The 24,097-nt window shown below is 43.3% G+C and carries 22 protein-coding genes; 12 read left to right on the top strand and 10 right to left on the bottom strand.

What is annotated here, in order from left to right:
- Positions 1–174: 174 nt before the first annotated feature.
- Together A4S05_RS25720 and cbiT are read right to left on the bottom strand one after the other, a co-directional pair.
- Complete coding sequence (locus A4S05_RS25720; protein WP_069072621.1) at positions 175–1,062, bottom strand: phosphatidate cytidylyltransferase; 888 nt, start codon at positions 1,060–1,062, stop codon at positions 175–177.
- Between the two features lie 106 nt (positions 1,063–1,168).
- Positions 1,169–1,771 (bottom strand): precorrin-6Y C5,15-methyltransferase subunit CbiT, encoded by a 603-nt coding sequence (cbiT, locus tag A4S05_RS25715; protein ID WP_069072620.1) that lies wholly within the window; start codon positions 1,769–1,771, stop codon positions 1,169–1,171.
- A 94-nt stretch (positions 1,772–1,865) separates the two neighbouring features.
- Here cbiT and A4S05_RS25710 point away from each other — a divergent pair, with 94 nt between their 5' ends.
- Together A4S05_RS25710 and tatA are read left to right on the top strand one after the other, a co-directional pair.
- On the top strand, positions 1,866–3,269 hold the full coding sequence (locus tag A4S05_RS25710) for a serine/threonine protein kinase (RefSeq protein WP_069072619.1): 1,404 nt from the start codon (positions 1,866–1,868) through the stop codon (positions 3,267–3,269).
- A gap of 66 nt (positions 3,270–3,335) precedes the next feature.
- Positions 3,336–3,509 (top strand): twin-arginine translocase TatA/TatE family subunit, encoded by a 174-nt coding sequence (gene tatA, locus A4S05_RS25705; protein WP_069072618.1) that lies wholly within the window; start codon positions 3,336–3,338, stop codon positions 3,507–3,509.
- A 52-nt stretch (positions 3,510–3,561) separates the two neighbouring features.
- On the opposite strand, the gene cphA is transcribed toward tatA, so the two are convergent.
- Together cphA and A4S05_RS25695 are read right to left on the bottom strand one after the other, a co-directional pair.
- Positions 3,562–6,267 carry a cyanophycin synthetase gene (gene cphA / locus A4S05_RS25700; protein WP_084227265.1) on the bottom strand — a complete coding sequence of 902 codons (2,706 nt, stop codon included), beginning with the start codon at positions 6,265–6,267 and terminating at the stop codon, positions 3,562–3,564.
- 171 nt (positions 6,268–6,438) lie between these two features.
- Positions 6,439–7,302: a cyanophycinase gene (locus A4S05_RS25695; protein ID WP_069072616.1), complete on the bottom strand. Its 864-nt coding sequence runs from the start codon at positions 7,300–7,302 to the stop codon at positions 6,439–6,441.
- Between the two features lie 538 nt (positions 7,303–7,840).
- Between A4S05_RS25695 and trmD the strand changes: the two genes are divergently transcribed.
- The 6 genes from trmD to argH all read left to right on the top strand — a co-directional run bounded on the left by trmD (position 7,841) and on the right by argH (position 13,680).
- Positions 7,841–8,566 carry a tRNA (guanosine(37)-N1)-methyltransferase TrmD gene (gene trmD, locus A4S05_RS25690; protein ID WP_069072615.1) on the top strand — a complete coding sequence of 242 codons (726 nt, stop codon included), beginning with the start codon at positions 7,841–7,843 and terminating at the stop codon, positions 8,564–8,566.
- A 42-nt stretch (positions 8,567–8,608) separates the two neighbouring features.
- Positions 8,609–9,094: a 2-C-methyl-D-erythritol 2,4-cyclodiphosphate synthase gene (gene ispF / locus A4S05_RS25685; protein WP_069072614.1), complete on the top strand. Its 486-nt coding sequence runs from the start codon at positions 8,609–8,611 to the stop codon at positions 9,092–9,094.
- 64 nt (positions 9,095–9,158) lie between these two features.
- Complete coding sequence (locus A4S05_RS25680) at positions 9,159–10,940, top strand: ABC transporter substrate-binding protein (RefSeq protein ID WP_069072613.1); 1,782 nt, start codon at positions 9,159–9,161, stop codon at positions 10,938–10,940.
- Positions 10,941–11,103: 163 nt separating this feature from the next.
- A complete protein-coding gene (larB, locus tag A4S05_RS25675) occupies positions 11,104–11,892 on the top strand; it encodes a nickel pincer cofactor biosynthesis protein LarB (protein WP_069072612.1) in 789 nt (262 codons plus the stop codon).
- A gap of 106 nt (positions 11,893–11,998) precedes the next feature.
- Positions 11,999–12,205 (top strand): hypothetical protein, encoded by a 207-nt coding sequence (locus tag A4S05_RS25670; protein WP_069072611.1) that lies wholly within the window; start codon positions 11,999–12,001, stop codon positions 12,203–12,205.
- An 89-nt stretch (positions 12,206–12,294) separates the two neighbouring features.
- Positions 12,295–13,680, top strand: a complete 1,386-nt coding sequence (gene argH / locus A4S05_RS25665; RefSeq protein ID WP_069072610.1) for an argininosuccinate lyase — start codon at positions 12,295–12,297, stop codon at positions 13,678–13,680.
- A 145-nt stretch (positions 13,681–13,825) separates the two neighbouring features.
- Here the strand turns inward: argH and A4S05_RS42035 are convergent, their stop codons facing one another.
- Both A4S05_RS42035 and A4S05_RS25660 read right to left on the bottom strand, forming a co-directional pair.
- Entirely contained in the window at positions 13,826–13,993 is a 168-nt protein-coding gene (locus tag A4S05_RS42035) for a hypothetical protein (protein ID WP_012412073.1), read from the bottom strand.
- A gap of 233 nt (positions 13,994–14,226) precedes the next feature.
- On the bottom strand, positions 14,227–14,832 hold the full coding sequence (locus A4S05_RS25660) for a PEP-CTERM sorting domain-containing protein (RefSeq protein WP_069072609.1): 606 nt from the start codon (positions 14,830–14,832) through the stop codon (positions 14,227–14,229).
- Positions 14,833–15,279: 447 nt separating this feature from the next.
- On the opposite strand from A4S05_RS25660, the gene A4S05_RS25655 reads away from it, so the two are divergent.
- Complete coding sequence (locus A4S05_RS25655) at positions 15,280–15,774, top strand: NUDIX hydrolase (protein ID WP_069072608.1); 495 nt, start codon at positions 15,280–15,282, stop codon at positions 15,772–15,774.
- A gap of 247 nt (positions 15,775–16,021) precedes the next feature.
- Positions 16,022–16,864, top strand: coding sequence for an alpha/beta fold hydrolase (locus A4S05_RS25650; RefSeq protein WP_069072607.1), 843 nt, complete (start codon positions 16,022–16,024; stop codon positions 16,862–16,864).
- Between the two features lie 61 nt (positions 16,865–16,925).
- On the opposite strand, the gene A4S05_RS25645 is transcribed toward A4S05_RS25650, so the two are convergent.
- The gene (locus A4S05_RS25645; RefSeq protein WP_069072606.1) at positions 16,926–17,759 is read right to left on the bottom strand and encodes a pantothenate kinase; all 834 of its coding nucleotides are present in this window, start codon (positions 17,757–17,759) and stop codon (positions 16,926–16,928) included.
- A gap of 109 nt (positions 17,760–17,868) precedes the next feature.
- On the opposite strand from A4S05_RS25645, the gene A4S05_RS25640 reads away from it, so the two are divergent.
- Positions 17,869–19,593, top strand: coding sequence for a diflavin flavoprotein (locus A4S05_RS25640; RefSeq protein ID WP_069072605.1), 1,725 nt, complete (start codon positions 17,869–17,871; stop codon positions 19,591–19,593).
- Positions 19,594–19,759: 166 nt separating this feature from the next.
- A complete protein-coding gene (locus A4S05_RS25635; RefSeq protein ID WP_069072604.1) occupies positions 19,760–21,472 on the top strand; it encodes a diflavin flavoprotein in 1,713 nt (570 codons plus the stop codon).
- 355 nt (positions 21,473–21,827) lie between these two features.
- Here A4S05_RS25635 and A4S05_RS25630 read toward each other — a convergent pair whose 3' ends face one another.
- The 3 genes from A4S05_RS25630 to ribBA all read right to left on the bottom strand — a co-directional run bounded on the left by A4S05_RS25630 (position 21,828) and on the right by ribBA (position 24,064).
- Positions 21,828–22,067 (bottom strand): type II toxin-antitoxin system HicA family toxin, encoded by a 240-nt coding sequence (locus tag A4S05_RS25630; protein ID WP_069072603.1) that lies wholly within the window; start codon positions 22,065–22,067, stop codon positions 21,828–21,830.
- Positions 22,067–22,297: a type II toxin-antitoxin system HicB family antitoxin gene (locus A4S05_RS25625; RefSeq protein ID WP_069072602.1), complete on the bottom strand. Its 231-nt coding sequence runs from the start codon at positions 22,295–22,297 to the stop codon at positions 22,067–22,069. Before A4S05_RS25625 ends, A4S05_RS25630 begins: the two co-directional genes overlap by 1 nt.
- Positions 22,298–22,390: 93 nt before the next feature.
- Positions 22,391–24,064, bottom strand: coding sequence for a bifunctional 3,4-dihydroxy-2-butanone-4-phosphate synthase/GTP cyclohydrolase II (gene ribBA / locus A4S05_RS25620; protein ID WP_069072601.1), 1,674 nt, complete (start codon positions 24,062–24,064; stop codon positions 22,391–22,393).
- Between the last annotated feature and the right edge of the window lie 33 nt (positions 24,065–24,097).

Here is a 24,097-nt window from a genome sequence, read left to right as displayed (position 1 = left end):
ACTAGGAACTGGGGACTGGGGACTGGGGACTGGGGACTAGGAACTGGGAAAAAGTTTTCCCAATACCTAATACCTAAGAACTGAGAAAAAGTTTTCCCAATACCTAATACCCAATCCCTAATACCTAATACCCAATCCCCAGTCCCCAGTACCCAATCCCCAGTACCCAACTAACTATTTACTAAGTAGTGGCAAAAGTAATGTCACAAAATAATAAACCAAAGGAGCAGTGAAAATATAGCTGTCGGTACGGTCTAAAATACCACCGTGACCAGGGATTAACTGTCCAGAATCTTTGACTCCAGCATCCCGCTTGAGTAGAGATTCAGTTAGATCCCCTAAAAGACTAGCAATGCCAATCAGCAAACCCAATGCTAGACCAGTAAAGGGGGATCTGGGCAAGTGGAGATAATAGGCTCCTGCTATAGCTACGGCAACACTTGAAGTAATGCCAAAGACAGCACCTTCTACAGTTTTTTTCGGGCTAATATCAGACAGACGAGTTTTCCCAAAGAATTTACCAATGGTGTAGGCACCAATATCGGCTGCCCAAATACACAAAAAAGTCAGCAGTGTTGCTGTAAAACCTTGTGATAAAGAAGCGGAATTTGCCTTTTCCCAGAAATCTGTCCAGGTTGCGGGCCAGTATCCTCCGAAAGGGAGATTGCTAAAAGCAGCACTATCAATTGCTCGTAACCGCACCCAGTAACTCGGCAAATAACCTACATAAAATAGCCCCATAATAGAAGCGGAAACATCAGCGATCGTGGCAAACTTTGGCTGAAACAGCAGGTAAAAACAAATAAGTGTTCCAGCTATTGGCATTACAGCGTCAGCTAAACTGCCATCCAGGGTACAAATCACCAGCAATATTTGGCTGACAGCCATAGTGGTTTTTGCGGCAGGAGCGATGCCTCTGGCTCGCACTAAATTAAAATATTCCTGTTGACCCAAAAAGATGATGACCGCAAAGATGATGGTAAAGTACCAACCCCCCAAAAGGGTTGCTGAAAGAGCAAGAGCGATCGCAACAATTCCACTTATAATCCGAGACCAAGGCATAAAAGTATTTGGGATTGGGTACTGGGTACTGGGGATTGGGTATTGGGGATTGGGTATTGGGTATTTGGAAAACTTTTCCCAGTCCCTAGTCCCCAGTCCCTAATCCCTAGTCCAGTTTCTCACCACTGAGGATAAAAATGGGATCAACGGCGGTAAAGGTTTGAGAAAAGCCACGTGTCTCTAGACGGTTAACCGCAGACTGGACGACTTCGATATTTCTAGCCCTCAACAGAGAAAAGCTTTGGGAAATAGCATACAGACTTTCTAGATTAGCAGCTGTGGCTACAACCCGACCGGATGGCGGCAAATAATGCCAAGCTGCTTGCAGTATTTCCTGAATGGGTCGGCCTCCCTCGATACAAACACGGTGAGGGGTAATTTTGAGATCATGTAAACACTCTGGGGCACTGCCTTCAACAACTTCGACATTTTTCACATCAAAGCGATCGCAGTTACGCTTGATTAGATTAGCGACTTCTTCATCCCTTTCTATAGCGATAATCTTTCCACCTGGACACAATAGCCCCACCTCTACCGGAATTGTACCCGTCCCTGCGCCAATATCCCACAACACGGAATCTGATTTTAGTCGCAGTTGGGAAATTAATAACAGTCGGACTTCTCGCTGACTCAGGGGAATTCCTGGCAAATGTTCAAACAATTCATCAGGAATACCAGGGGTAATATAGGGCCAAAGTTGGGAAGGCATAGAACTACGCAATTATACTAAAGATATCGATTTGCCAAATTGAAAAGCAATAAGCTATAAAAACTTTTCAACCGTAGCATTAGAAGAAAACATAATGATTGGCGAAATATTAAGCGATCGCTATGAAGTTCAGCAGCTATTAGGAAAAAAAGCAGGGCGGCGGACGCTATTAGCCCGTGATTTGCAAACTCAGGAATTAGTTGTAATCAAGTTACTCTCTTTTGGTAGTGACTTTGAATGGGATTCACTCAAGCTGTTTGAGCGAGAAGCCGAAACTTTAAAAAACCTAGCACATCCCTCAATTCCTGGCTATTTAAACTATTTTGAGGTAAATTTACCAACCATCAAAGGATTTGCTCTAGTACAAACTTATATCCCTGCACAAACCTTAGAGCAATGCTTACAAACTGGGCGGACTTTTACAGAAGTTGAAGTCAAATATATAGCCAAAGCACTTTTAGAGATTCTCGTTTACCTACATGGGCTTTATCCGCCTGTGATTCACCGTGATATTAAGCCTAGCAATATTTTATTGGGGGAGCGCTCTGGTAATAGTATCGGTCAAGTTTATTTGGTAGATTTTGGCTCAGTGCAAACAGTCCTGGCTACCGAAACCGGGACAAGAACTGTGGTAGGAACCTACGGCTATATGCCACCAGAGCAATTTGGCGGACGCACTGTTGCAGCATCAGACCTTTATAGTTTAGGTGCAACCTTAATTTATTTAGTTACGGGCAATCACCCAGCAGATTTACCTCAAAAGGATTTTCGCATTCAGTTTGAACAACTGGCTAATTTGAGTCCCAGCCTGACTAGTTGGTTAAAGTGGATGATTGAACCCAGTTTAGAACGGCGTTTGAGTTCTGCGAGTGCTGCACTGGCAGCTTTGGAGAAACCACAACCGACAAACTTGCCTACTTTAGTTGTTGGCAAACCAGATGGGAGTAAGATTCAACTAACGAAAAATGCAGACTCTCTAGAAATTATCGTTCCACCAGCTGGTTTTGATCCATCAATAATATTCACAGGTTTATTTGCGATCGTCTGGAATTCATTTATCCTCTTTTGGACAATTGGCGCACTCTCAGCGCCTTTTCCTGTCAACATCCCCTTTGCCTTGTTCTCACTTCCTTTTTGGGGTGCTGGCTTTATGATGGTGTATAAACTTTTCTTTAATTTGTTTGGACGCATCTGTTTACGCTTAAATCCCGAACAAATTGCCTTAACCTGGGAGTTGTTTGCTTGGAAATTTTATCGTCCCCGTGCATCACCAAGACAAAGTATTACTAAGTTGGTTTATATTCCAAAACATTTTACTAAAGACTCAGAAGGCACTAGAATTGCCGTTCCAGCACAATTGGATATTTGGGTAGGAGTAAAAAAATATCAACTTGGTAGTATTGGTGGTGCGATTAAATCTGAAGCGGAACTGGAATGGCTAGCTCAGGAATTAAGCGATTGGTTAGATTTGCCAATTACCAATCCAATTAGAAGTTAGTTGCACTCATCGGATTTGAGCCATCAATGTCTATATTTAATTACAGATGCCTTAGAGGAAATTTATATGTTTGGACTAGGATGGCCAGAAATAGCTGTAATTAGCATAGTCGCTATTCTAATTTTCGGCCCAAAAAAAATTCCCGAACTGGGAACTGCACTGGGCAAAAGCCTACGAGGTTTTAAGGAGGAGATGAAAACCCCCAGCGAGGAAAACAATCAGGAAGAAGAAAAACAGTAATTAAAAAAGTCAGAAGACAGGAGTCAGCACACTGCTTCCTCCTGATTCCTGACTACAGCAAGGTATTCACAACAGAAGAAGGTGTGATTCCATTTTGGGAATCGATAACAGTTGTGCCAGGACTTTGTTGATGTGTCTCTTCTTTCGCTAAACCACGCAGCTTAATTAACTTAATAGCCCTAGTGACGCTTTCTGGTAAAATCACCACCAGACTGTTATCAGGAGCCATGTCTAAGCCTTTATTTATCGCTTGGGTTTCATCCAAAATTGATTCATAGCGGCTATCAGACTTAACTTCGGTGATGCCTTGAATAATCAATTGGGCGGCTGATCCCCGTGCCCGTCCCCGTGTGTCATCGTCTTCTTTGATGATGATGTAATCAAAAATTTGTGCTGCTAATTTACCCAAAGTAACAAAGTCTTCGTCACGGCGATCGCCTGGGCCACCAATTACGCCAATCCGTTGCCCTGTAGTCCAGTTCCGCACAAAGGAACCGACAGCTTCATAACTGGCTGCGTTGTGGGCATAGTCTACCAAAGCATGGTAGTTTCCTAGATTAAATAAATTCATCCGTCCCGGCGTTTGGCTAACTGAAGCCCGGAAGGTCTTCAAACCAGCACGAATCTGTTCAATTGTGACGTTTTGCACGAATGCTGCCAAACTTGCAGCTAAAGCGTTGGCAATCATAAACGGCGCACGTCCGCCCATTGTTAAAGGTATATTTTCGGCTCTTTCTATGCGGTGTGTCCAATCACCTTTAACAATTGACAAATAGCCATTTTCATATACTGCTGCGACTCCACCCTTTTGGATGTGCTTCCGCACTAATTCCGAGTCGGGATTCATGGTGAAGTAAGCAATATTAGCCTTAGTTTTTTCTGACATGGCGGCGACGCGGCGATCGTCGGCATTTAGTACCGCGTAACCATCCGGGAATACGGCTTCTGCTACTACACTTTTGAGGTTAGCTAACTGTTCAATGGTATCTATATCGCCAATTCCTAAGTGGTCGGAGGCTACATTTAAAACCACGCCCACATTTGCTGCTTCAAAGCCCAATCCAGAGCGGAGAATGCCACCGCGAGCCGTTTCCAGTACCGCTACTTCCACTGTGGGATCTTGGAGGATGACGTGGGCACTTTGAGGGCCTGTGTTATCACCAGATTCTACTAAGTAATCACCGATATATGTTCCATCAGTAGTAGTATATCCAACTACTTTCCCAGTCTGTTTATAAATATGTGCTAGTAGTCGGGTAGTAGTGGTTTTGCCATTAGTACCTGTGATGCTGAGAATCGGAATTTGGCTAGATTGCTCGTTAGGAAACAGCATATCCATCACTGCGCCAGCGACGTTACGAGGAATACCCACACTTGGAGCAACGTGCATCCGAAAACCGGGAGCGGCGTTAACTTCAACAATTACGCCATCGACTTCCCGCAACGGACGGCTAATATCCGTAGTGACGATATCGAGTCCGGCGATATCTAAGCCGATAATCTTAACTACCCGTTGTGCCAACCAAAGATTTTCTGGGTGAATTTCATCAGTACGGTCTACGGCACTACCACCTGTACTCAAGTTTGCCGTTGCCCTGAGATAACAAATAGTACCCTTGGGTGGCACGCTATTTAGGGTGTAGCCTTGCCTTTCTAGCAACTGGTAGCTGGTGCGGTCTAGTTCAATCTTGGTGAGGACGTTATCATGTCCTTCACCGCGATTTGGATCGAGGTTTGTTTCCTCAATCAGTTCGGAGATGGTGGATCTGCCATTGCCAATAACGTGAGCCGGTACGCGTTCGGCTACTGCGACTACTTTGCCATTTACCACCAATACTCTATGGTCACGCCCAACGTAATATCTTTCGACAATAATTGACCGGGAAACCTGTCTAGCAGCTTCGTATCCGGCTTCAGCTTCTTCCCAAGTTCTGATATCAATGGTGATCCCGCGTCCGTGATTACCGTCCAGAGGCTTGATAACGATGGGATAGCCGCCAACGTATTCAATGGCTTGTTCCAAATCGTCTAAGAAGTTGATCACCGTACCTCTGGGAACTGGCGCACCAGCGGCAGCGAGAATGCGTTTAGTGGCTTCTTTATCGCAAGCTAGTTCTACGCCCAGAATGCTGGTGTTGTCGGTCATTGTGGCCTGCATTCGCTTCTGATTCACGCCATAGCCTAGCTGAATCAAAAAGCGGGCTTCCAGAGACATCCAGGGAATACCTCTTTTTTCTGCTTCTTTAACGATCGCTTCGGTAGAAGGGCCTAAGGAAGCATCACGGGTGAAGTCTTTCAGGTCTTGGATATCTTGCTCTAGTTCTGCCTTGGGATAACGGCCTCGATCAACGATACTCTGGCACAGCCGGACTGCGGCTCGTCCAGCGTAACGTCCCGCTTCCTCATTCAGGTACTCGATCACTACTTGGTAAATTCCGGGTGTGGCAGTTTCGCGGGTGCGGCCAAAGCCGACATGCATACCAGCTAATTCCTGGAGTTCTAGGGCTACGTGTTCCACTATGTGACCGATCATAGTGCCTTCTTTCACTCGCATCAGGAAACCACCACGACAGCCAGGTGAACAATAATGGCCTTCCAGACTCGGCAGCGCCTCAACTAATCCTTCATAAAAGCCAGGGATTTCATTCGAGGGCGTCTCGCCAAGGGTTTCTAAATCGAGGCGCATGACGATCAGTTTGTGGCGTCGAATGCTCCAATAGTTTGGGCCGCGTAAGGTCTGGATCTTGAGGATTCTCATGGGAATAGGTAGATGGAGATTCGGAACCAAAATTCTAGTTTCTTACTGGAATTGACCGCTAAACTGTTCATCACAAACAGTTTTTTCTCTTTACATGGTATTCTTATCATTTTTCTACGGTAAGAAATAAATGTGCGGTCAACTCAGTGTAACCTCAGATACTCTATCCCGTCAGCTGGAGATTCGGTGTACAGCAGGCAATACAGTCCGCTGGTACAAGTGGAAGCGATCGCCGTAGCTGAGGATATGGAGACGTAAATTATGCACGGTTAACGGTTCATTAGCACCGACATGGGGTTCGTTGGTGTGGGTCAGCTCAGTGGGATCGACAATGGTGACACTGCCTTTACCCATAACTTGTAGCCAACCATCACGTTCAAACACAGCACAAGTATCTTCGTCAATGCCAATACCTAAGCGATCGGGATGAGCTGAGATCGCACTAATCAGTCGTCCCATCCGATTACGGTTGTGAAAGTGTTGGTCAACGATGACTTCAGGAATAAATCCCAAACCCGTTGCCATATCAACTAGGGAACGATTGGGCGACTCTCCACTACCGCCGCCAGCAATCATGTGATGCCCCATTACTGCCGCTCCTGCACTGGTGCCTGCTAACGTAAGTTGCCCCGCCCTCACCCGCTGACGAATAATTTCCATTGCTGGCGTATCTGCCAATACGCCACAAAGACGCAGTTGGTCTCCTCCTGTCAAAAATACCCCACTACAGGCTTCTAAGGATGCTTTGATCTGGGAGGCTTCACACTGTTCCCGTTCGCGGATGTCTAAAATCTCTACCTTCTGAGCACCCATTTCTTCAAAAATGCGAATATACCGACCACCGATGATAGCGGGTTCGCGAGAGGCAGATGGAATAATTGTAATATAAGCCTTACTAGCACCGGCACGTCCAAAAAAAGTTCGTAGGATTTCGCGCCCATGAACTTTATCTTCAGCACCTCCGATAACCAGAACGGCGGTTTTAGTTGCTTGGGGTGTCCTCATTTCTAGCGATTTAGCTTGTAATTGCGGCATTGTGTTTCTCCTGTCAACAACTCTCAGGTGAATTTAACAAGGCTCAGTTGCCTGATGATCTTTGCGCTTTGCTTTTTTGAGAGGACACTTTTTGGAAGTTTGGAACTGGGTCAGCCACTCTCCAAATTCTCGCTTAACGCTCGCGTTGCCTCAGTCTAAACGTGTTCGTTCCCTTTTCTCAAAGCCAGCGCCTTGTTTTTCACCTGTCCACTTGCAGCAGGGCAAAATAGTCTTTATGGGGCTAGATTCCCACTCTAGGGTTGGGGACGAGCAGTTAAGACTACGCTTTTTTCTGAGGCTGGCTCGATGCATCCTGGAAGTTGTTAACTTGATATGATTATTAATTTAAATGTAGTTGTGACAACATTTAAACATAAATTAAGTAATTAGAAAAACTTTTGATCCCATCTAAAATCCAAGAGGTCTGGTAGTTTTAGATACTATTGATAAAGTTTAACTGGAGTTTGCCCCGACCTTGGCTTGCTGATGTTTGCTAGACATTCAAATTTAAGATTAGTGTCCTCGAATACGAATAACTGTGCGCTTTGATATAGTTACGCTTTTTCCTGACTGTTTTAACTCTGTTCTCAATTCTGGGCTGCTAGGTAAAGCTTTAGCCAAACAGATTGCCGAAGTGCATCTGATTAACCCACGAGACTTTACCACTGACAAGCACCGAAAGGTAGATGATGAACCTTATGGTGGCGGCGTTGGGATGCTAATGAAGCCAGAACCTATTTTTACCGCTGTGGAGTCGCTGCCAATTCTAGCCCGAAGAGAAGTAATTTTGATGAGTCCACAGGGTCAAACAATCAATCAGCCTCTTTTGAAAGAATTGGTGACAAATTATGACCAGTTAGTAGTTATTTGCGGGCATTACGAAGGAGTGGATGAGAGGGTGCTGCATTTGGTAACTCGTGAAGTATCTTTAGGCGATTTTATTCTCACTGGCGGGGAAATTCCAGCAATGGCTTTGATTAATGGCGTGGTGCGGCTAATACCAGGAACCGTGGCTAAAACAGAGTCCCTCACAGCAGAAAGTTTTGAGGAAGGGTTATTGGACTATCCTCAATATACTCGTCCTGCCAATTTTCGCGGTTTGAAAGTGCCTGATGTCTTGCTCAGTGGGAATCACGCAGCGATCGCAAAGTGGCGTTACGAACAACAAATTCAAAAAACCCGCGATCGCCGCCCCGATCTCTTGGAGAAATTGGAGCAGGGGAGCAGAGGGGCAGGGGAAGCAGGGGAAGCAGGGGGAGAATAATAATTCCTAACTCCTGACAAATGACAAATGACTAAATGACAAATGACTAAAATTCGTATTGGTAACGGCTACGATATCCATCGATTAGTGAGCGATCGCGCTTTGATTTTAGGTGGAATTCAAATTTCTCATGAACTGGGTTTGTTGGGGCACAGTGACGCTGATGTGCTGACTCACGCGATTATGGATGCCATGCTTGGGGCATTATCTTTGGGCGATATTGGTCATTATTTTCCCCCTAGCGATCCCCAATGGGCGGGAGCAGATAGTTTAGTACTATTAACTCAAGTGCATAAACTAATTCGGGATCAAGGCTGGCAGATCGGAAATATTGACTCGGTGGTAGTAGCAGAACGTCCAAAATTAAAGCCTCATATTCACAAGATGCGCGACAAACTAGCGGCGGTTTTAGAATTACAACCAAATCAAATTGGTATCAAAGCTACCACCAATGAAAAATTAGGCCCCGTTGGACGCGAAGAAGGTATATGTGCTTATGCTGTCGTCTTACTAGTTGCTTCAGAGTAACTTTTGTTTTAGCCCCTGATTAAAAATATTCAAGACTGAATAGGATGGAAATAAATTTGAAATTATGAAATTTTTTAGCAAAATATTTCTGGTAATTAAACATTTTTGGTTGCCAATAATTTTGACTTCAGCAACAGCACTTACACTTACCGCCTGCAACCCGACTAATTTCAAAAGTTCAGCCGCTCAAGTGCCGCAATTAGTAAGTGCTATTCTCAGTGACCCTAAAACCTTTAACTACCCTTTGAGCCAGGAATCTCCCAATGTTTTTCCTCTAATTTATGAAGGGTTAACTACTGAAAATCCCATAACTGGGAACATCGAGCCTTCTTTAGCAGAATCTTGGGAAATTGCTGATGACAAATTGCGGTTTGTTTTTACCCTACGTCAGGGATTGAAATGGTCTGATGGGGAACCCTTAACAGCAGATGATGTAGTATTTACCTTCAACCAAATTTACCTGAACGAAGCGATTCCCGCAGATGCTAGAGATGTGCTACGGATTGGTGAAAGTCGAGCATTACCAAAGGTACGAAAAATCGATGCTCAACGGATTGAATTCACAACTCCAGAACCCTTTGCACCATTTTTAGGAACTTTAGGACTGCCAATTTTACCTGCCCATACCCTCGAACCATTTATCAAGACAAAAGACCAAGAGGGTAAGCCCATATTTTTGTCAAAGTGGGGCGTTGATACGCCTCCAGAGCAAATTATCGTTAACGGCCCTTACAAGCTAGAACGCTACGACACGAGTCAACGTGTAGTGTTTAGGCGCAACCCATACTATTGGCGCAAAGGCCCGAAAGGAGAACCCCAGCCTTATATTGAACGGGTTGTCTGGCAAATTGTAGAATCAACAGATACATCTTTACTACAATTTCGTTCTGGCGGATTGGATACTGTGGGAGTTTCACCAGATTATTTTTCTTTGCTAAAGGTGCAGGAAGAACAAGGGAATTTCAAAATTTTTAATGGTGGGCCAGCAACGGGTACGACGTTTGTTTTATTCAATTTAAATAAAGGTAAAAGGAATGGAAAACCGCTGGTTGATCCAGTTAAATCGCGTTGGTTCAATACTGTAGAGTTTCGGCAGGCAGTAGCATACGCAATTGACCGACAAACGATGATTAATAATACTTTTCGTGGTTTAGGTCAACCACAAAATTCACCCATTTCTGTACAAAGCCCTTATTATCTGTCGCCTAAAGAAGGACTAAAAGTTTATGAATACAATATAGAAAAGGCGAAAGAACTGCTACTAAAAGCAGGATTCAAATATAACAACAACCAACTAATTGATGCTCAAGGAAACCGCGTCCGCTTCTCGTTGCTCACCAATGCTGGTAACAAAATCCGCGAAGCAATTGGATCGCAGATTAAACAAGACCTGAGTAAAATTGGTATTCAAGTTGATTTCACTCCTCTGGCATGGAATACTTACACAGATAAGCTGTCAAATTCATTAGACTGGGAAGTTTCTATGCTGGGTCTGACTGGTGGTTTAGAACCAAATGATGGGGCTAATGTCTGGTCGCCTGAAGGTGGATTACACATGTTTAATCAGAAACCTCAAGCTGGACAAAAGCCAATTGAAGGTTGGGAAGTGTCTCCTTGGGAAGCAGAAATCGCTAAGTTATACATTCAAGGAGCAAGGGAATTAGATCCAGCAAAGCGGAAAGAAATTTATGCCGAAACCCAAAGGATTACCCAAGAAAATTTACCGTTTATTTATCTAGTTAATCCTTTATCAATGTCAGCAGTGCGTAATCGCTTTGAAGGTATCCAATACTCTGCATTGGGTGGCGCATTCTGGAACATTCATGAAATCAAAATAACAAATTAGTCATTGGTCATTGGTCATTAGTCATTAGTCATTAGTCATTACTTGTAGATAAAAACAAAAGATAAACGACAAAGGACAAAGGAAAAATGACAAATGACAAAGGACAAATGATAAAGGACAAATGATAAAGGACAAATGATAAAGGACAAAGGACAAATGACAAATGACAAATGAAAAAACCTTGCGATCGCTACTCGTTGCGGTTGCCAATGGTAAAGTTACCCCAGATACGGCTTTAGACTCACTCAAAAACTTAACTTATGAATCTGTGGGTGAATTTGCCAAAATTGACCACCATCGCCAGCTAAGAACTGGTTTCCCAGAGGTGATTTGGGGGCCTGGTAAAACTCCCGATCAAATTGCTCAAATTATGGAGGTGATGCGCCTCCGTAACCCGGTGGTGATGGCAACCCGCATTGAACCAGCAGTTTATGAAGTACTGCAATCAAAAGTTAGCGATTTGCGATATTACCAATCGGCGCGAATTTGTGCGATCGCTCCCCTTACCATCGAACCACAATTCCAGGGGGAAATTGGCATTCTTTCTGCTGGTACTGCCGATTTACCCGTTGCTGAAGAAGCCGCTGTCACCGCTGAACTTTCTGGTTTTCAGGTACAGCGCCTCTGGGATGTTGGCGTTGCTGGAATTCACCGTTTATTAAGTAATCGCCACCTGATTGAGTCAGCATCGGTGTTGATTGTCGTGGCGGGGATGGAAGGCGCTTTACCTAGCGTTGTTGCTGGTTTAGCGAGTTGTCCAGTAATTGCTGTACCCACCAGCATCGGTTATGGTGCAAGTTTTGGTGGTTTAGCACCTTTATTGACAATGCTCAACTCTTGTGCTGCGGGAGTAGGCGTAGTAAATATTGATAATGGTTTTGGTGCAGCAGTGTTGGCGGGGCAAATTTTGCGGACTGCCGAGAAATTGCGGTTGGCATCGGCTGTATCTTGAGTTAAGACATTGAAGTTATATCCAATATTTCAGTAAATATCAGTATTTAATGTAAAAAATAAACTGATATTGGAATTTGTCACCCTTAACTTCTTAAGCACCAAATATGAGCCACTACAGCGATTTGACATCTCAGCTACTTTGGCATTTGCCTGTAAATTGGACAGCCCTAGCACAAACAATTACAGATCCAGACCTGATGGGTCAGATTCAAAAATCTTGGAACCACTTTATACAAACAGGTCAAGTGTGGGCATTGTTGATTGGTTTAGTCATTGGCTATATGATTCGGAATCTAACTAGCTACGGCTAAATAAATTTTAGATTTTGGATTTTAGATTTTAGATTAATCCAAAATCCAAAATCTAAAATCTAAAATTGATGCCCCTTCCTTCATAATTTATGACCGAAAAACAAACTTGGAGCCAGCGGTTTGAATCAGCGTTACATCCAGCGATCGCTCGTTTTAATGCCAGTATAGGTTTTGATATTGAATTAATAGAATATGACCTGACTGGTTCTCAAGCTCATGCCAAAATGCTCGCTCATACGGGCATTATCTCCCCAGAAGAAGGAGAGCAACTGGTTGCCGGTTTAGAACAAATTCGCCAAGAATACCGCCAGGGTAAATTTCAGCCCGGTGTCGATGCTGAAGATGTACATTTTGCGGTTGAACACCGATTGACAGAAATTGTCGGCGATGTGGGTAAAAAAGTGCATACGGCGCGATCGCGCAATGACCAAGTTGGTACTGATACTAGACTTTACCTGCGCGACCAAATTCAGCAAATCAAAAGCGAATTGCGAGAATTCCAAGGTGTTTTACTGGATATAGCTGAAAAGCACGTTGAAACCTTGATTCCTGGCTACACCCACCTACAACGCGCCCAACCCGTGAGTTTAGCTCACCACCTCTTGGCATACTTTCAAATGGCGCAACGTGACTGGGAACGCTTAGGAGATGTTTCTCGCCGTGTGAATATCTCACCTTTGGGGTGCGGTGCTTTAGCGGGAACGACTTTCCCCATCGATCGCCACTACACAGCCAAACTATTGAATTTTGACGATATTTATGCCAACAGCCTCGATGGAGTGAGCGATCGCGATTTTGCGATCGAATTCTTGTGTGCTGCTAGCTTGATTATGGTTCACCTCAGCCGCCTTGCAGAAGAAGTTATTATTTGGTCATCTGAAGAATTTCGCTTTGTCACCCTCAAAGATAGCTGTGCTACTGGTTCCAGTATCATGCCCCAAAAGAAAAACCCCGATGTACCAGAACTCGTGCGGGGGAAAACAGGACGTGTATTTGGTCATCTCCAGGCAATGCTAGTGATTATGAAGGGGCTACCCCTGGCATATAACAAAGACTTACAAGAAGATAAAGAAGGTCTATTTGATAGCGTTAACACAGTCAAAGCCTCCCTAGAAGCGATGACGATTTTACTCAGGGAAGGCTTGGAATTTCGTACCCAGCGGTTAGCCGAAGCTGTGGCGGAAGATTTTTCTAACGCTACCGATGTAGCAGATTATCTTGCAGCACGGGGCGTTCCTTTCCGGGAAGCCTACAACCTTGTGGGTAAGGTAGTAAAGACTAGTATTGCCGCAGGTAAACTCCTGAAAGATTTGAAATTGGAAGAGTGGCAACAACTACATCCGGCATTTGCAGCAGATATTTATGAGGCAATATCCCCTCGTCAAGTTGTTGCAGCCCGAAATAGTCACGGTGGTACTGGCTTTGTGCAGGTTGGCAAAGCACTCATAGCTGCCCGCGCTCAAATCGATCGATAGGGGAATGGGGAGCAGAGGAAGAAGCAAAGGGGCAGGGGAGCAAAGGAGAAATAACCAATGCCCAATGCCCAATAATAAATAAAGGCGTACATTTGTACGCCCTAAAATATAAATAATCTAAATAAAAAGGCTTTAAGCAGAGAGCTTAATCAGTGTCAGCTGCTGTTGCTGCGCCTTCTTCTTCTTCACTCTTGGGTGGTCTTTGTTGGAACCTTCTCTGCATTCTTCCTGTCGTAGTTCGTTTACGAAACTTTCTGGCATACGCCTGGTTACGTAGCGCCTTTTCTTTTTTCGGGTTACGGCGCTTGGCCATGTTCACCTCATTAATAAACAACAAAAAAGTAGCAACTAGGCATCACGTAGGCAATATCAGTTACCAATGTTATTGATATACTTGTAGCCTAGTGCAGCAATAAATACGCTTTAAACAGTGTACTAGTCTACCGCATTCAACCTTGTTATGTCAATAATAATTCTGAATTATCCCTACTGGCTAGATGAAAAGTACCTTTTCTGAGATTCAAATAAATCAAAGAATTGATGGTTTTAGGAAACTTTTTTAAGCTTCTTATCAGTTAATTTAGATGGCTTATTACGTTTGAGTGCTGAAGGGACAACAACAGTAGCGAGGGCAAATAAGCTAAGGATAGAGGTGGGTTCAGGTACGGTGATTATGCTTGCAGAAAAACTGATGGGTAACTCACTATCTTCCGTCCCCAAATTTTCAAAACCTGGTGTCAGTGGTGGAACAGAAAAAACTTCTAAATAACTTGGTGTTGGCAAGAAACTAGCGAAAAATGGACTAGAATAGTTTCCCCCCGATGTAGAATAACCAAAACCATCACCTGTTAACTGCTGAGTATTAAGACTAATTAAATTGTCAACATTAAAAGGTTCATTTCCTGGTATTGGAGTGCCTACAGGTTGCAGACCAGTAATTGTTTCACCATTTCGTGTACCAGTAATTCCCAAAATCTGATAAAAACCTAAATCGTCAGGGGTGTTATCAGTTGTAAAAATACCAATCGCCTCTATACCAGTACCAGAATAATTCCAATTCCAAGCTAAAGCAGAGGCGGCTTGCATTGTACCGAAAACCAATCCAGATGTGGTGGTGAGGGCTATGGCAGATAGTAGAGCTAGATTTTTCATAGAGGTTGTTTATGCGATCGCTTTTAGCACACCAAAGGCGATCGCGGTTTTTGTAAAGGATTTTCGTATATTAAACTTAATTAGCAAGAATTTGGTGGCAATCTCCAATACCACTTAATTGCCTCTTCAGAATTCAGAATTTAGACATACTTATTCAGATTAATTTTTTGAAAGTGTCTTGAAAAAATATTAATGATAGCTAGTTTTGAGAGGGCTAATACTAGCTATAAACTGACAATTTTACTGATTCAATAAATGTTATGTATACATAAATACAGTGCTTCTATTGAAACTTGATGTTAGAATTAGTAATATTCTACGTAAATCGTGAGAATAAAATCTCGAATCACAAACATTTTGTATAAAACAAAACTCAACCAAAATTTTATTAGTTGAGTTTATGTAAGTGGTAGAGAACTATAGAATACAATACATAAATTTTGAAGATTGAACGTTATTGCTTTTTTTCCGGCAGCTGTCCAGTCCACACGTAGCTTATGGCGTATTGGACAAACAGTATTGGGTATAATATTTCGTCATCCCATTACTGGCACTAGTATCATCCCAATTTTACCCGATGGTCGGATAGTACTGATCCGGCGGCGTGATGATGGTCTTTGGGCATTGCCTGGAGGAATGGTGGATTGGGGAGAAGATATTCCCAACACAGTCCGCCGGGAATTGATCGAGGAAACCGGACTAGAATTGGTGAAAATTAACCGTTTGGTAGGAGTTTACTCTGCACCAGACCGCGATCCCAGAATCCATTCAATTTGTATTGTGGTTGAAGCCGAGGTACATGGGACAATGGAAATTCAGGATACTTTAGAAGTCATGGAAATCCAAGCTTTCTCTCCCAATTTCCTCCCTTCAGGACAGATGTCTCACGACCATACTCGGCAGTTGCAAGACTACTTGAATGGCTTGACAACACTGGCATAACAATATATTTAGTCATTAGTCCTACCCTGTGATAAACTGCTGGCGCATCTATGTCATTTGCTGCCAAAGTATGATCTAAGGAAATCTTCTCTACTAGAGGTTTCCCCAAAGAGAGTCCACGCGAACGGTTGACACTTCTCTATTTGTAATTGTCCAAAACTAATTGTTAATAACCAATGACCAATGACAAATGACCAATGACAAATGACTATTTATTATGATGCTAAAAGTTAACTACTAAATTAAAATGGATACACTATTCCGTAACTCGCGGAGAAAGCTCTCTCAAGGGCTATTATTCTGGCGTGAAGTCGGTGAAAAAACTCCTATAATTTTTTTACATGGTGCTTGGAATGAGAGCAGTCAATGGTTATCTGTGATGGAGTCCCTTGCACAAGATTTTCATTGTTTTGCACCTGATTTGTTAGGGTTTGGTGAATCAGAAAATCCGAATATCCACCATTCGATAGATTTACAAGTTGAATGTCTAGCTGAGTTTTTGCAAGCTGTAAAGCTAGAAAAAGTGTATTTAGTGGGGCATTCTCTTGGGGGGTGGATTGCTGCTAGCTATGCTTTAAAGTATCCAGAAAAAGTTGATGGTGTAGTATTGCTAGCACCAGAGGGTGTAGAGATAGCAGGACAAGAACAGTATTGCCGGAAGATGCGGCGATTATTGAATTATCCACCACTACTAGTTAAATTATTGCGATCGCTAATTCCCTTAACTAAAATCCTGGGTTGGCATGACAAAATTGCCCAGGATTTGCAATTACGTCAGGAATTGCTGCGTTACCCCATAGCTTGTCAGTTACTTTTTAAACGACGACAAGTAGAAATTGAGGCGGAATTCCTGCAAAAGCAGCTTTACATGATAGATGCCCCAGTTTTTATTTTACAAGGTGGTCAAGATACACCAGATGCTTTAGCCAAGAGCCGGGTTTATGCTCAACTGATGCCAAAAGTCGAGTTGAAAATGATTGCCCATGCCGGAAATGACTTACCAGAATCTTCGGCTGGGGTTGTGGCGATTGAGATTCGCGAGTTTATTGAAGGTATTTTAAAAAGCGATAATTTAAACGAATTAAACTAGCTCATTCAGAGTTTGTTGCCAATACATTTGAATTGTTTCTTGCCCGTGAAAACTCGGATTCCTATTCCTTATTCTTCATTACTATTTCTCGCATTCCCCAAAAAATTAAATTTGATTCCACAATCAAACTATCTGCAATCTCAGGATATAAGACTCGTAGATAGTTTAGTAATAAAGTGCGATCGCCACCTTTAATTGCAATTTTCCCATTAGGAAACAATTGCCACCATGCTTCAATAAAATCTTTAATTCCAGCTAATATTGTATAAATAACTCCACTTTGAATAGCCTCTATAGTATTAAGAGCAAAACGCGGTGGAAGATACGGAAAACTTTGATTTTCTACTAATGGTAATTGTCCTGTTTGTTGACCGAGAGTCGCAAACTGCAAACCCAATCCCGGCAAAATTGCACCTCCAACTAGACACTCCTTATCATCCGCAGCCGTAAAAGTCAGCGCTGTTCCTGCATCAATCACCAACATTGGAAAACCCCAAGTTTTTCCCGCACCCCATAAAGCTAAAGCGCGGTCAATTCCTAATGTGGGATAGATACCTTTGAGCGGTACTTGGTTTAAAGTAATAACGTGAGTATTTGGGTAAGTTTGCCAAATAGCAGTTTGGCTAGGAACTACGGATGCGAGGAGAAGAGGGTAGGGGGGAGATGTGTTTGTGAGAAAATCACCTTGCTGACTAGGTAGAAAAATTTTCTCTAGAAAATAATCTAGAGTTTGACATTCAGCCAGTTGTTGTATAACAGACTCAGGAAGATAGTCAGTATCCCAGGCGGAATAAAGTGTTTCGCCAATAAACAATGCCCAATGCAGTCGGGAATTACCAATTTCCAAGGCTAGGCAAATTTCCTCTCTGTGTTCTCCGTGCTTCTGCGGTTTCACACTTTTAACTTTTTTAAGTCAACCATAAATTTTTTAATAAAAATTAACATTCAAGCCGTGTCACAATAAAAGAAGAGGAAGAAATACTCATTGTGTCAAGGAGGGAGTTATGGTAGCGCTCACCGAAAAAACTGAAAAACGGCTCACCATACAGACTGTGGAGATTGCTCAAGAGACGACGGCTATTCGCTCTTTGGACTGGGATCGCGATCGCTTCGATATTGAGTTTGGTCTGCAAAACGGTACTACTTATAACTCGTTTCTGATTCGCGGGGAGCAGACGGCCTTAGTTGATACCTCCCACGAAAAGTTTCGCCAACTATATTTTGATACGCTCACCGGATTAATCAAGCCAACAGAGATTGATTATTTAATTATCAGCCACACTGAGCCAGACCATAGCGGTTTAGTTAAAGATTTGTTGCAAATTGCTCCAGAAATTACCGTTGTCGGTTCTAAGGTGGCGATTCAGTTTCTAGAAGATTTAGTACATCAGCCATTCAAGCGGCGGATTGTGAAAAATGGCGATCGCTTAGATTTGGGTAATGGTCATGAATTTGAATTCGTGATTGCCCCAAATTTACATTGGCCAGATACAATTTTCAGCTTCGACCACAAAACCAAAGTTCTCTACACCTGCGATGCTTTTGGTTTGCACTATTGCTCAGATAGCACCTTTGATGAAGACTTGGCAGCTATCGAAGAAGACTTTCATTACTACTACGATTGCTTGATGGGGCCAAATGCACGTTCAGTTCTCTCTGCCTTGAAGCGGATGGCGGAATTGAAAACCATCGATATGGTTGCTACAGGACATGGGCCATTATTATCTCACAACGTTGAGGAACTAATTGGACGTTACCGCACTTGGAGCCAAAGCCAAAGCAAGCCAGAAACAGCAGTTGGAATATTTTACGTTTCCGAATACGGATATAGCGATCGCCTCGCCCAAGCAATTGCCAACGGTATCGGTAAAACCGGTGTCGCCGTGGAAATTGTCGATTTGGGATCTGAAGTCGATTTACAAGAACTGCGGGAATTAGTTAGCCGTTGTGCTGGACTAATCGTTGGTCTACCTCCGGCTTCTGGCGCTGCGAACATTCAATCTGCACTCAGCACAGTTTTAGGATCAGCTAAAGAAAAGCAAGCCATCGGTATTTTTGAAGCCGGCGGTGGCGATGATGAGCCAATAGATCCTTTGCTGAGTAAATTCCGCAATTTGGGGTTGACGACAGTTTTTCCAGCGATTCGGATTAAACAAACACCCACAGAAAACACCTACAAGCTTTGTGAAGAAGCGGGTACAGACTTAGCTCAATGGGTAACACGCGATCGCAGTATCAAAGCCATGAAATCCCTGAGTGCTGACTTAGATAAAGCACTAGGTAGAATCAGCGGCGGACTATATATTATTACGGCCAAAAAAGGCGATGTTTCCAGTGCGATGCTAGCCTCTTGGGTGAGTCAAGCTAGCTTTAAACCCTTGGGATTTTCCATTGCAGTCGCTAAAGATCGGGCAATTGAATCACTGATGCAAGTAGGCGATCGCTTTGTTCTCAACGTTTTAGAAGAAGGCAATTTCCAACCACTCATGAAGCACTTTTTAAAACGGTTCGCCCCTGGTGCAGATCGCTTTGAAGGTGTAAGAACCCAGCCAGCTGAAAATGGTGCGCCTATTCTCAACGATGCCCTCGCCTACATGGAGTGTGAAGTCATCAGTAGAATGGATTGTGGCGACCACTGGGCAGTATACAGCACAGTCTACGCCGGACGAGTTTCTAAACCAGAAGCTTTGACTGCTGTGCATCACCGTAAAGTCGGTAATCACTATTAATTTTGGATTTTGGATTTTGGATTTTAGATTAATAATCCAAAATCCAAAAACACTCACACTCAATAAAGCATTTGTGCAGTATAGACCTTATTACTTAATCTCCAAAATTTGGATGTTTAATTAACAATCCAAAATCTAAAATCTAAAATCTAAAATTGTTCCAGCCATGTCAAAAAATAAACCCCGTGATGTTCAAGTTTATCCAATAGCTACAGATACAAAAATACTGCGATCGCGCAGTTGGTCAAGGCTGAGATTTGAAATTGAATATGCTCTTGCTAAGGGTACTACTGCTAATTCTTATTTAATCGAAAGCGATAAAAACGCAATTATCGATCCTCCAGGGGAAACGTTTACGCAAATTTATTTAGAAGCCTTGCAGCAACGTTTCCATCTCGAAGACCTAGATTATGTAATTTTGGGACACGTAAATCCTAACCGCGCTGCAACTTTAAAAGCTTTGTTAGAAATTGCCCCGCAAATCACCTTTGTGTGTTCTAATCCAGGGGCGATAAATTTACGTGCGGCGCTGGAAAATCCAGACTTGCAAATTCTCGTGATGCGGGGCGAAGAAACTCTAGATTTGGGTAATGGGCATAATTTACAATTTATTCCCATCCCCAATCCCCGCTATGCAGATCAACTCAGCACCTACGATCCACAAACAGAAATTCTGTACACAGATAAGTTATTTGGGGCGCACGTTTGCGGAGATCAGGTATTTGATGAAGGCTGGGAAGTATATAACGAGGATCGGCGCTATTATTTTGATTGCCTCATGGCTCCTCACGCCCGTCAAGTTGAAACAGCACTGGATAAACTGGTCGATTTTCCTGTGCGAATGTATGCCAATGGACACGGCCCTTTGGTGCGCTATGGCTTAATCGAACTGACCAAAGCTTATCGGGAGTGGAGTCAACAACAAACTTCTGCTGACTTGACAGTAGCGTTAATTTATGCATCAGCTTATGGGAATACGGCAACCTTAGCCCAAGCGATCGCTCGTGGGATTACAAAAGCTGGCGTCGCTGTAGAATCCATTAACTGCGAATTTACTGAACCAGAAGAAATCCGGGCGGCTGTGGAAAAAGCAGGTGGTTTCATCATTGGTTCTCCTACCCTTGGTGGTCATGCACCCACACCCGTGCAAACAGCTTTAGGAATTGTGTTATCTACCGCTACTAATAATAAACTCGCTGGTGCTTTTGGTTCCTTTGGCTGGAGTGGGGAAGCAGTTGATTTAATTGAGGGTAAATTAAAAGATGCTGGCTATCGATTTGGTTTTGATACAATCCGCGTCAAATTCAAACCCGACGATGCCACCTTACAATTGTGTGAAGAAGCTGGAACCGACTTTGCCCAAGCATTGAAGAAAGCTAGAAAAGTGCGATCGCCAAGTCAACCTGCAACAACTGTAGAACAGGCCGTTGGTCGGATTGTAGGTTCTCTTTGCGTTCTCACAGCAAAAGAGGGCGATCGCTCCAGTGCCATGTTAGCCTCTTGGGTATCTCAAGCCAGCTTTAGCCCACCTGGTTTAACCATCGCTGTGGCCAAAGACCGGGCAGTAGAAACACTGATGCATACAGGAAATAAATTTGTCCTCAACATCCTTAAAGAAGGGAATCACTTGGGATTGATGAAGCACTTCCTCAAACCTTTTGGCCCAGGACAAGACCGATTTGCTGATGTAGCCGCTCAAGAAACTGAAAGTGGTTCTCCCATACTTACGGATGCTTTAGCATATCTCGAATGTTCTGTACAAAACCGGATGGAATCTGGCGACCACTGGCTGGTTTATGCGACTGTTGAGAGTGGCAAATTGCTAGATAATGATGGCGTTACAGCTGTCCATCATCGCAAGTCGGCAACTCACTATTAATTGGGAATTGGGGAATGGGGCATTGGGCATTGGGCATTGGGTATTAATAAGATTCTTCCCTTGCTTCCTCATCTCCTTCACTCTTTTTTAGAGAACTAAAGTCTGGTGTTTTCATCTCAACGTTTTGAGTTTTGAGCTTAAAACTTAGTGTTCTGAACTCGGAGTTTCGTGTTCTGAAGCTCAAGTTCCGAGTTCTGAGGTAAAAAGTAGAACATTGGAGATCAATCGAGTATCTTCTTGTTTTCACTAATCGTCTAATAATTAGCTTATTTTGAGAGATGCGACCGCCTAGCTCAAGAATTTATTTGTGACTGTATCTTTTAAAGTGTTGTGAGTGAAAACAGAATACAGCCTTTCAGATTTGCTCATAAGTAGACAAAAAATCCTCTCTTGAGATACCTGCTTGAGTACAGATGGATCTCAACGTCGAACCTTTAATTTGAGAATGGTTAGGCATAGTCAGTGGAGTTTTTGTTCCATCTTCGTTTTTTCGCTCCATAACAATATGTTCCCGCTCTCTAATAATAGTAAATCCCAGAAATTCTAATGTCTTAATTACTTTAGTTTTAGATGCATCTACTGGAAATTTAACCATTAAATAGGAACCTCAGCTTCCGCCACAAAAGCTTCTAGCACTGTTGATTCCTCTTCTAAAACCTCTTGACCAAATGTCTCTATATGGCAGTGGATAGCAGATTTAACATCAGCTAGTGCTTCCTCATAGCTGTCACCTTCGCCAACTACAACCCCCTTGATACCCAAGGGATAAGCTATGTAACCATCGTTATGTTTTTCAACAATAATTTTGATTGCTCTCATTGTCATATAAAAGAATGGCTAAAAAGTTCGGGGGGAAGGTAGGACTTACACACAATAAACCCTGCAACCCCCTTAAGAAGTTGACTATTCGGAAGGCGGCTATTTGCTAAAGCTGTAAATTTGCTGCGTCTCCAAGCGATCGCTAATCGATGAAGGCAGCGTACCATCTGCGAATATCTGTCGATCAAGTTGGACTTGTAAATTACTCAAAGGATCGCAACCAGAAGAAATTAGAAATTCTAGTTTCTGGATGTATGGCAAAGTTGCGAGTTCGTCCAAAATTTGGAAGATTGCCTGTATATAAGGATGACCACTTTGGCTATACCAATCAGAGCTAGCAACTTTTGCCTGATCAAAACCCAAGTGTACTGTTAGAGATGGCTCGTCAAATATAGCGATCGCTAAGGGACGCGCTTCTTCCTGCAACAATAAATCATTACTTTTCGCTAAATGTCGCAGTTTCTCTAAGCGTTCATAACGTTCTGTCACAGCTTCCGGGTCATCTTGCCAGTGAATTGCTACTGTCACCAGATAAGTTTGTAACAGCATGTGACCCAGCTTTTTCGCCTTTGTCGCCAGATAATAGGAATTGTAGTCGTTCGCCTCAATCAACAACGGCAAACGGTCAACTACTTCCAACCCATAGCCCTTGACTCCGGCAATTTTGCGGGGATTATTGGTAATCAGGCGAATCTTTTTGATGCCCAAGTCCATGAGCATTTGTGCCCCCATCCCATAGTCTCGCAAGTCCGCAGGAAATCCTAAGCGCTCATTTGCTTCTACTGTATCCAGCCCCATATCTTGCAACGAGTAGGCTTTCAACTTGTTAATCAAGCCGATTCCCCGTCCTTCTTGGCGCAGGTATACAACTACACCTTGACCAGCAGTCTCAATCATTTTCAATGCAGCTTGTAACTGCATCCGACAGTCACAACGCAAAGAACCCAAAGCATCACCTGTTAAGCATTCTGAGTGCATCCGCACCATCACAGGCTCATCTTTGAAGTTAGCCGGGTCGCCCTTGACAATTGCAACGTGTTCTGTGTTATCCAGGGTGTGGCGGTAGGCGTAAATTTCAAACTGACCGAATTGACTAGGCAGTTTAGTAATCACCTCACGATATACCAAGCGATCGTGCTGTAGGCGATAACTGATTAAATCCGCAATACTAATAATTTTTAAATTGTGACGTTTAGCATATTCAACTAACTGCTGCAACCGGGCCATTGAACCATCGGGGTTTTGAATTTCACAAATTACCCCTGCTGGGTACAGCCCTGCTAATCGAGATAAGTCCACAGCCGCTTCTGTATGTCCTGCGCGTTTGAGTACGCCTCCAGCCTTAGCTCGAATGGGAAAAATATGTCCAGGGCGACGTAAATCAGTAGGTTTTGTGGCTGGATTGAGAGTAACCTGGATAGTGCGGGCACGGTCTTCTGCTGAAATGCCTGTGGTAACACCCAATTCTGGCCCCGCATCAATACTGACAGTGAAGGCAGTTTGGTTAGTATCTGTAATGTTGCTTACCATCAAAGGTAAGTCTAACTCGTCTAGGCGATCGCCTGTCATTGCCAAACAAATCAGTCCTCTCGCTTCCACCGCCATGAAATTAATCGTGTCGGGTGTAGCAAATTGGGCAGCACAAATCAAATCGCCTTCATTTTCTCTATTTTCATCATCTACCACTACAATCACACGACCAGCTTTTAGGTCTGCTAAAGCGGCATCAATCGAATCAAATTTAAAAACTTGTGTAGTATTAGGCTGTGACACAGAAAGATTTCCAGCTACCAACGTAAATTTTTT

The organism is Nostoc sp. KVJ20, assembly GCF_001712795.1.
In the GTDB taxonomy this organism is placed as follows: Bacteria; Cyanobacteriota; Cyanobacteriia; order Cyanobacteriales; family Nostocaceae; genus Nostoc.
The sequence above is the reverse complement of the archived record's forward strand: the minus strand, read 5'-3'. Positions and strand labels throughout refer to the sequence as shown.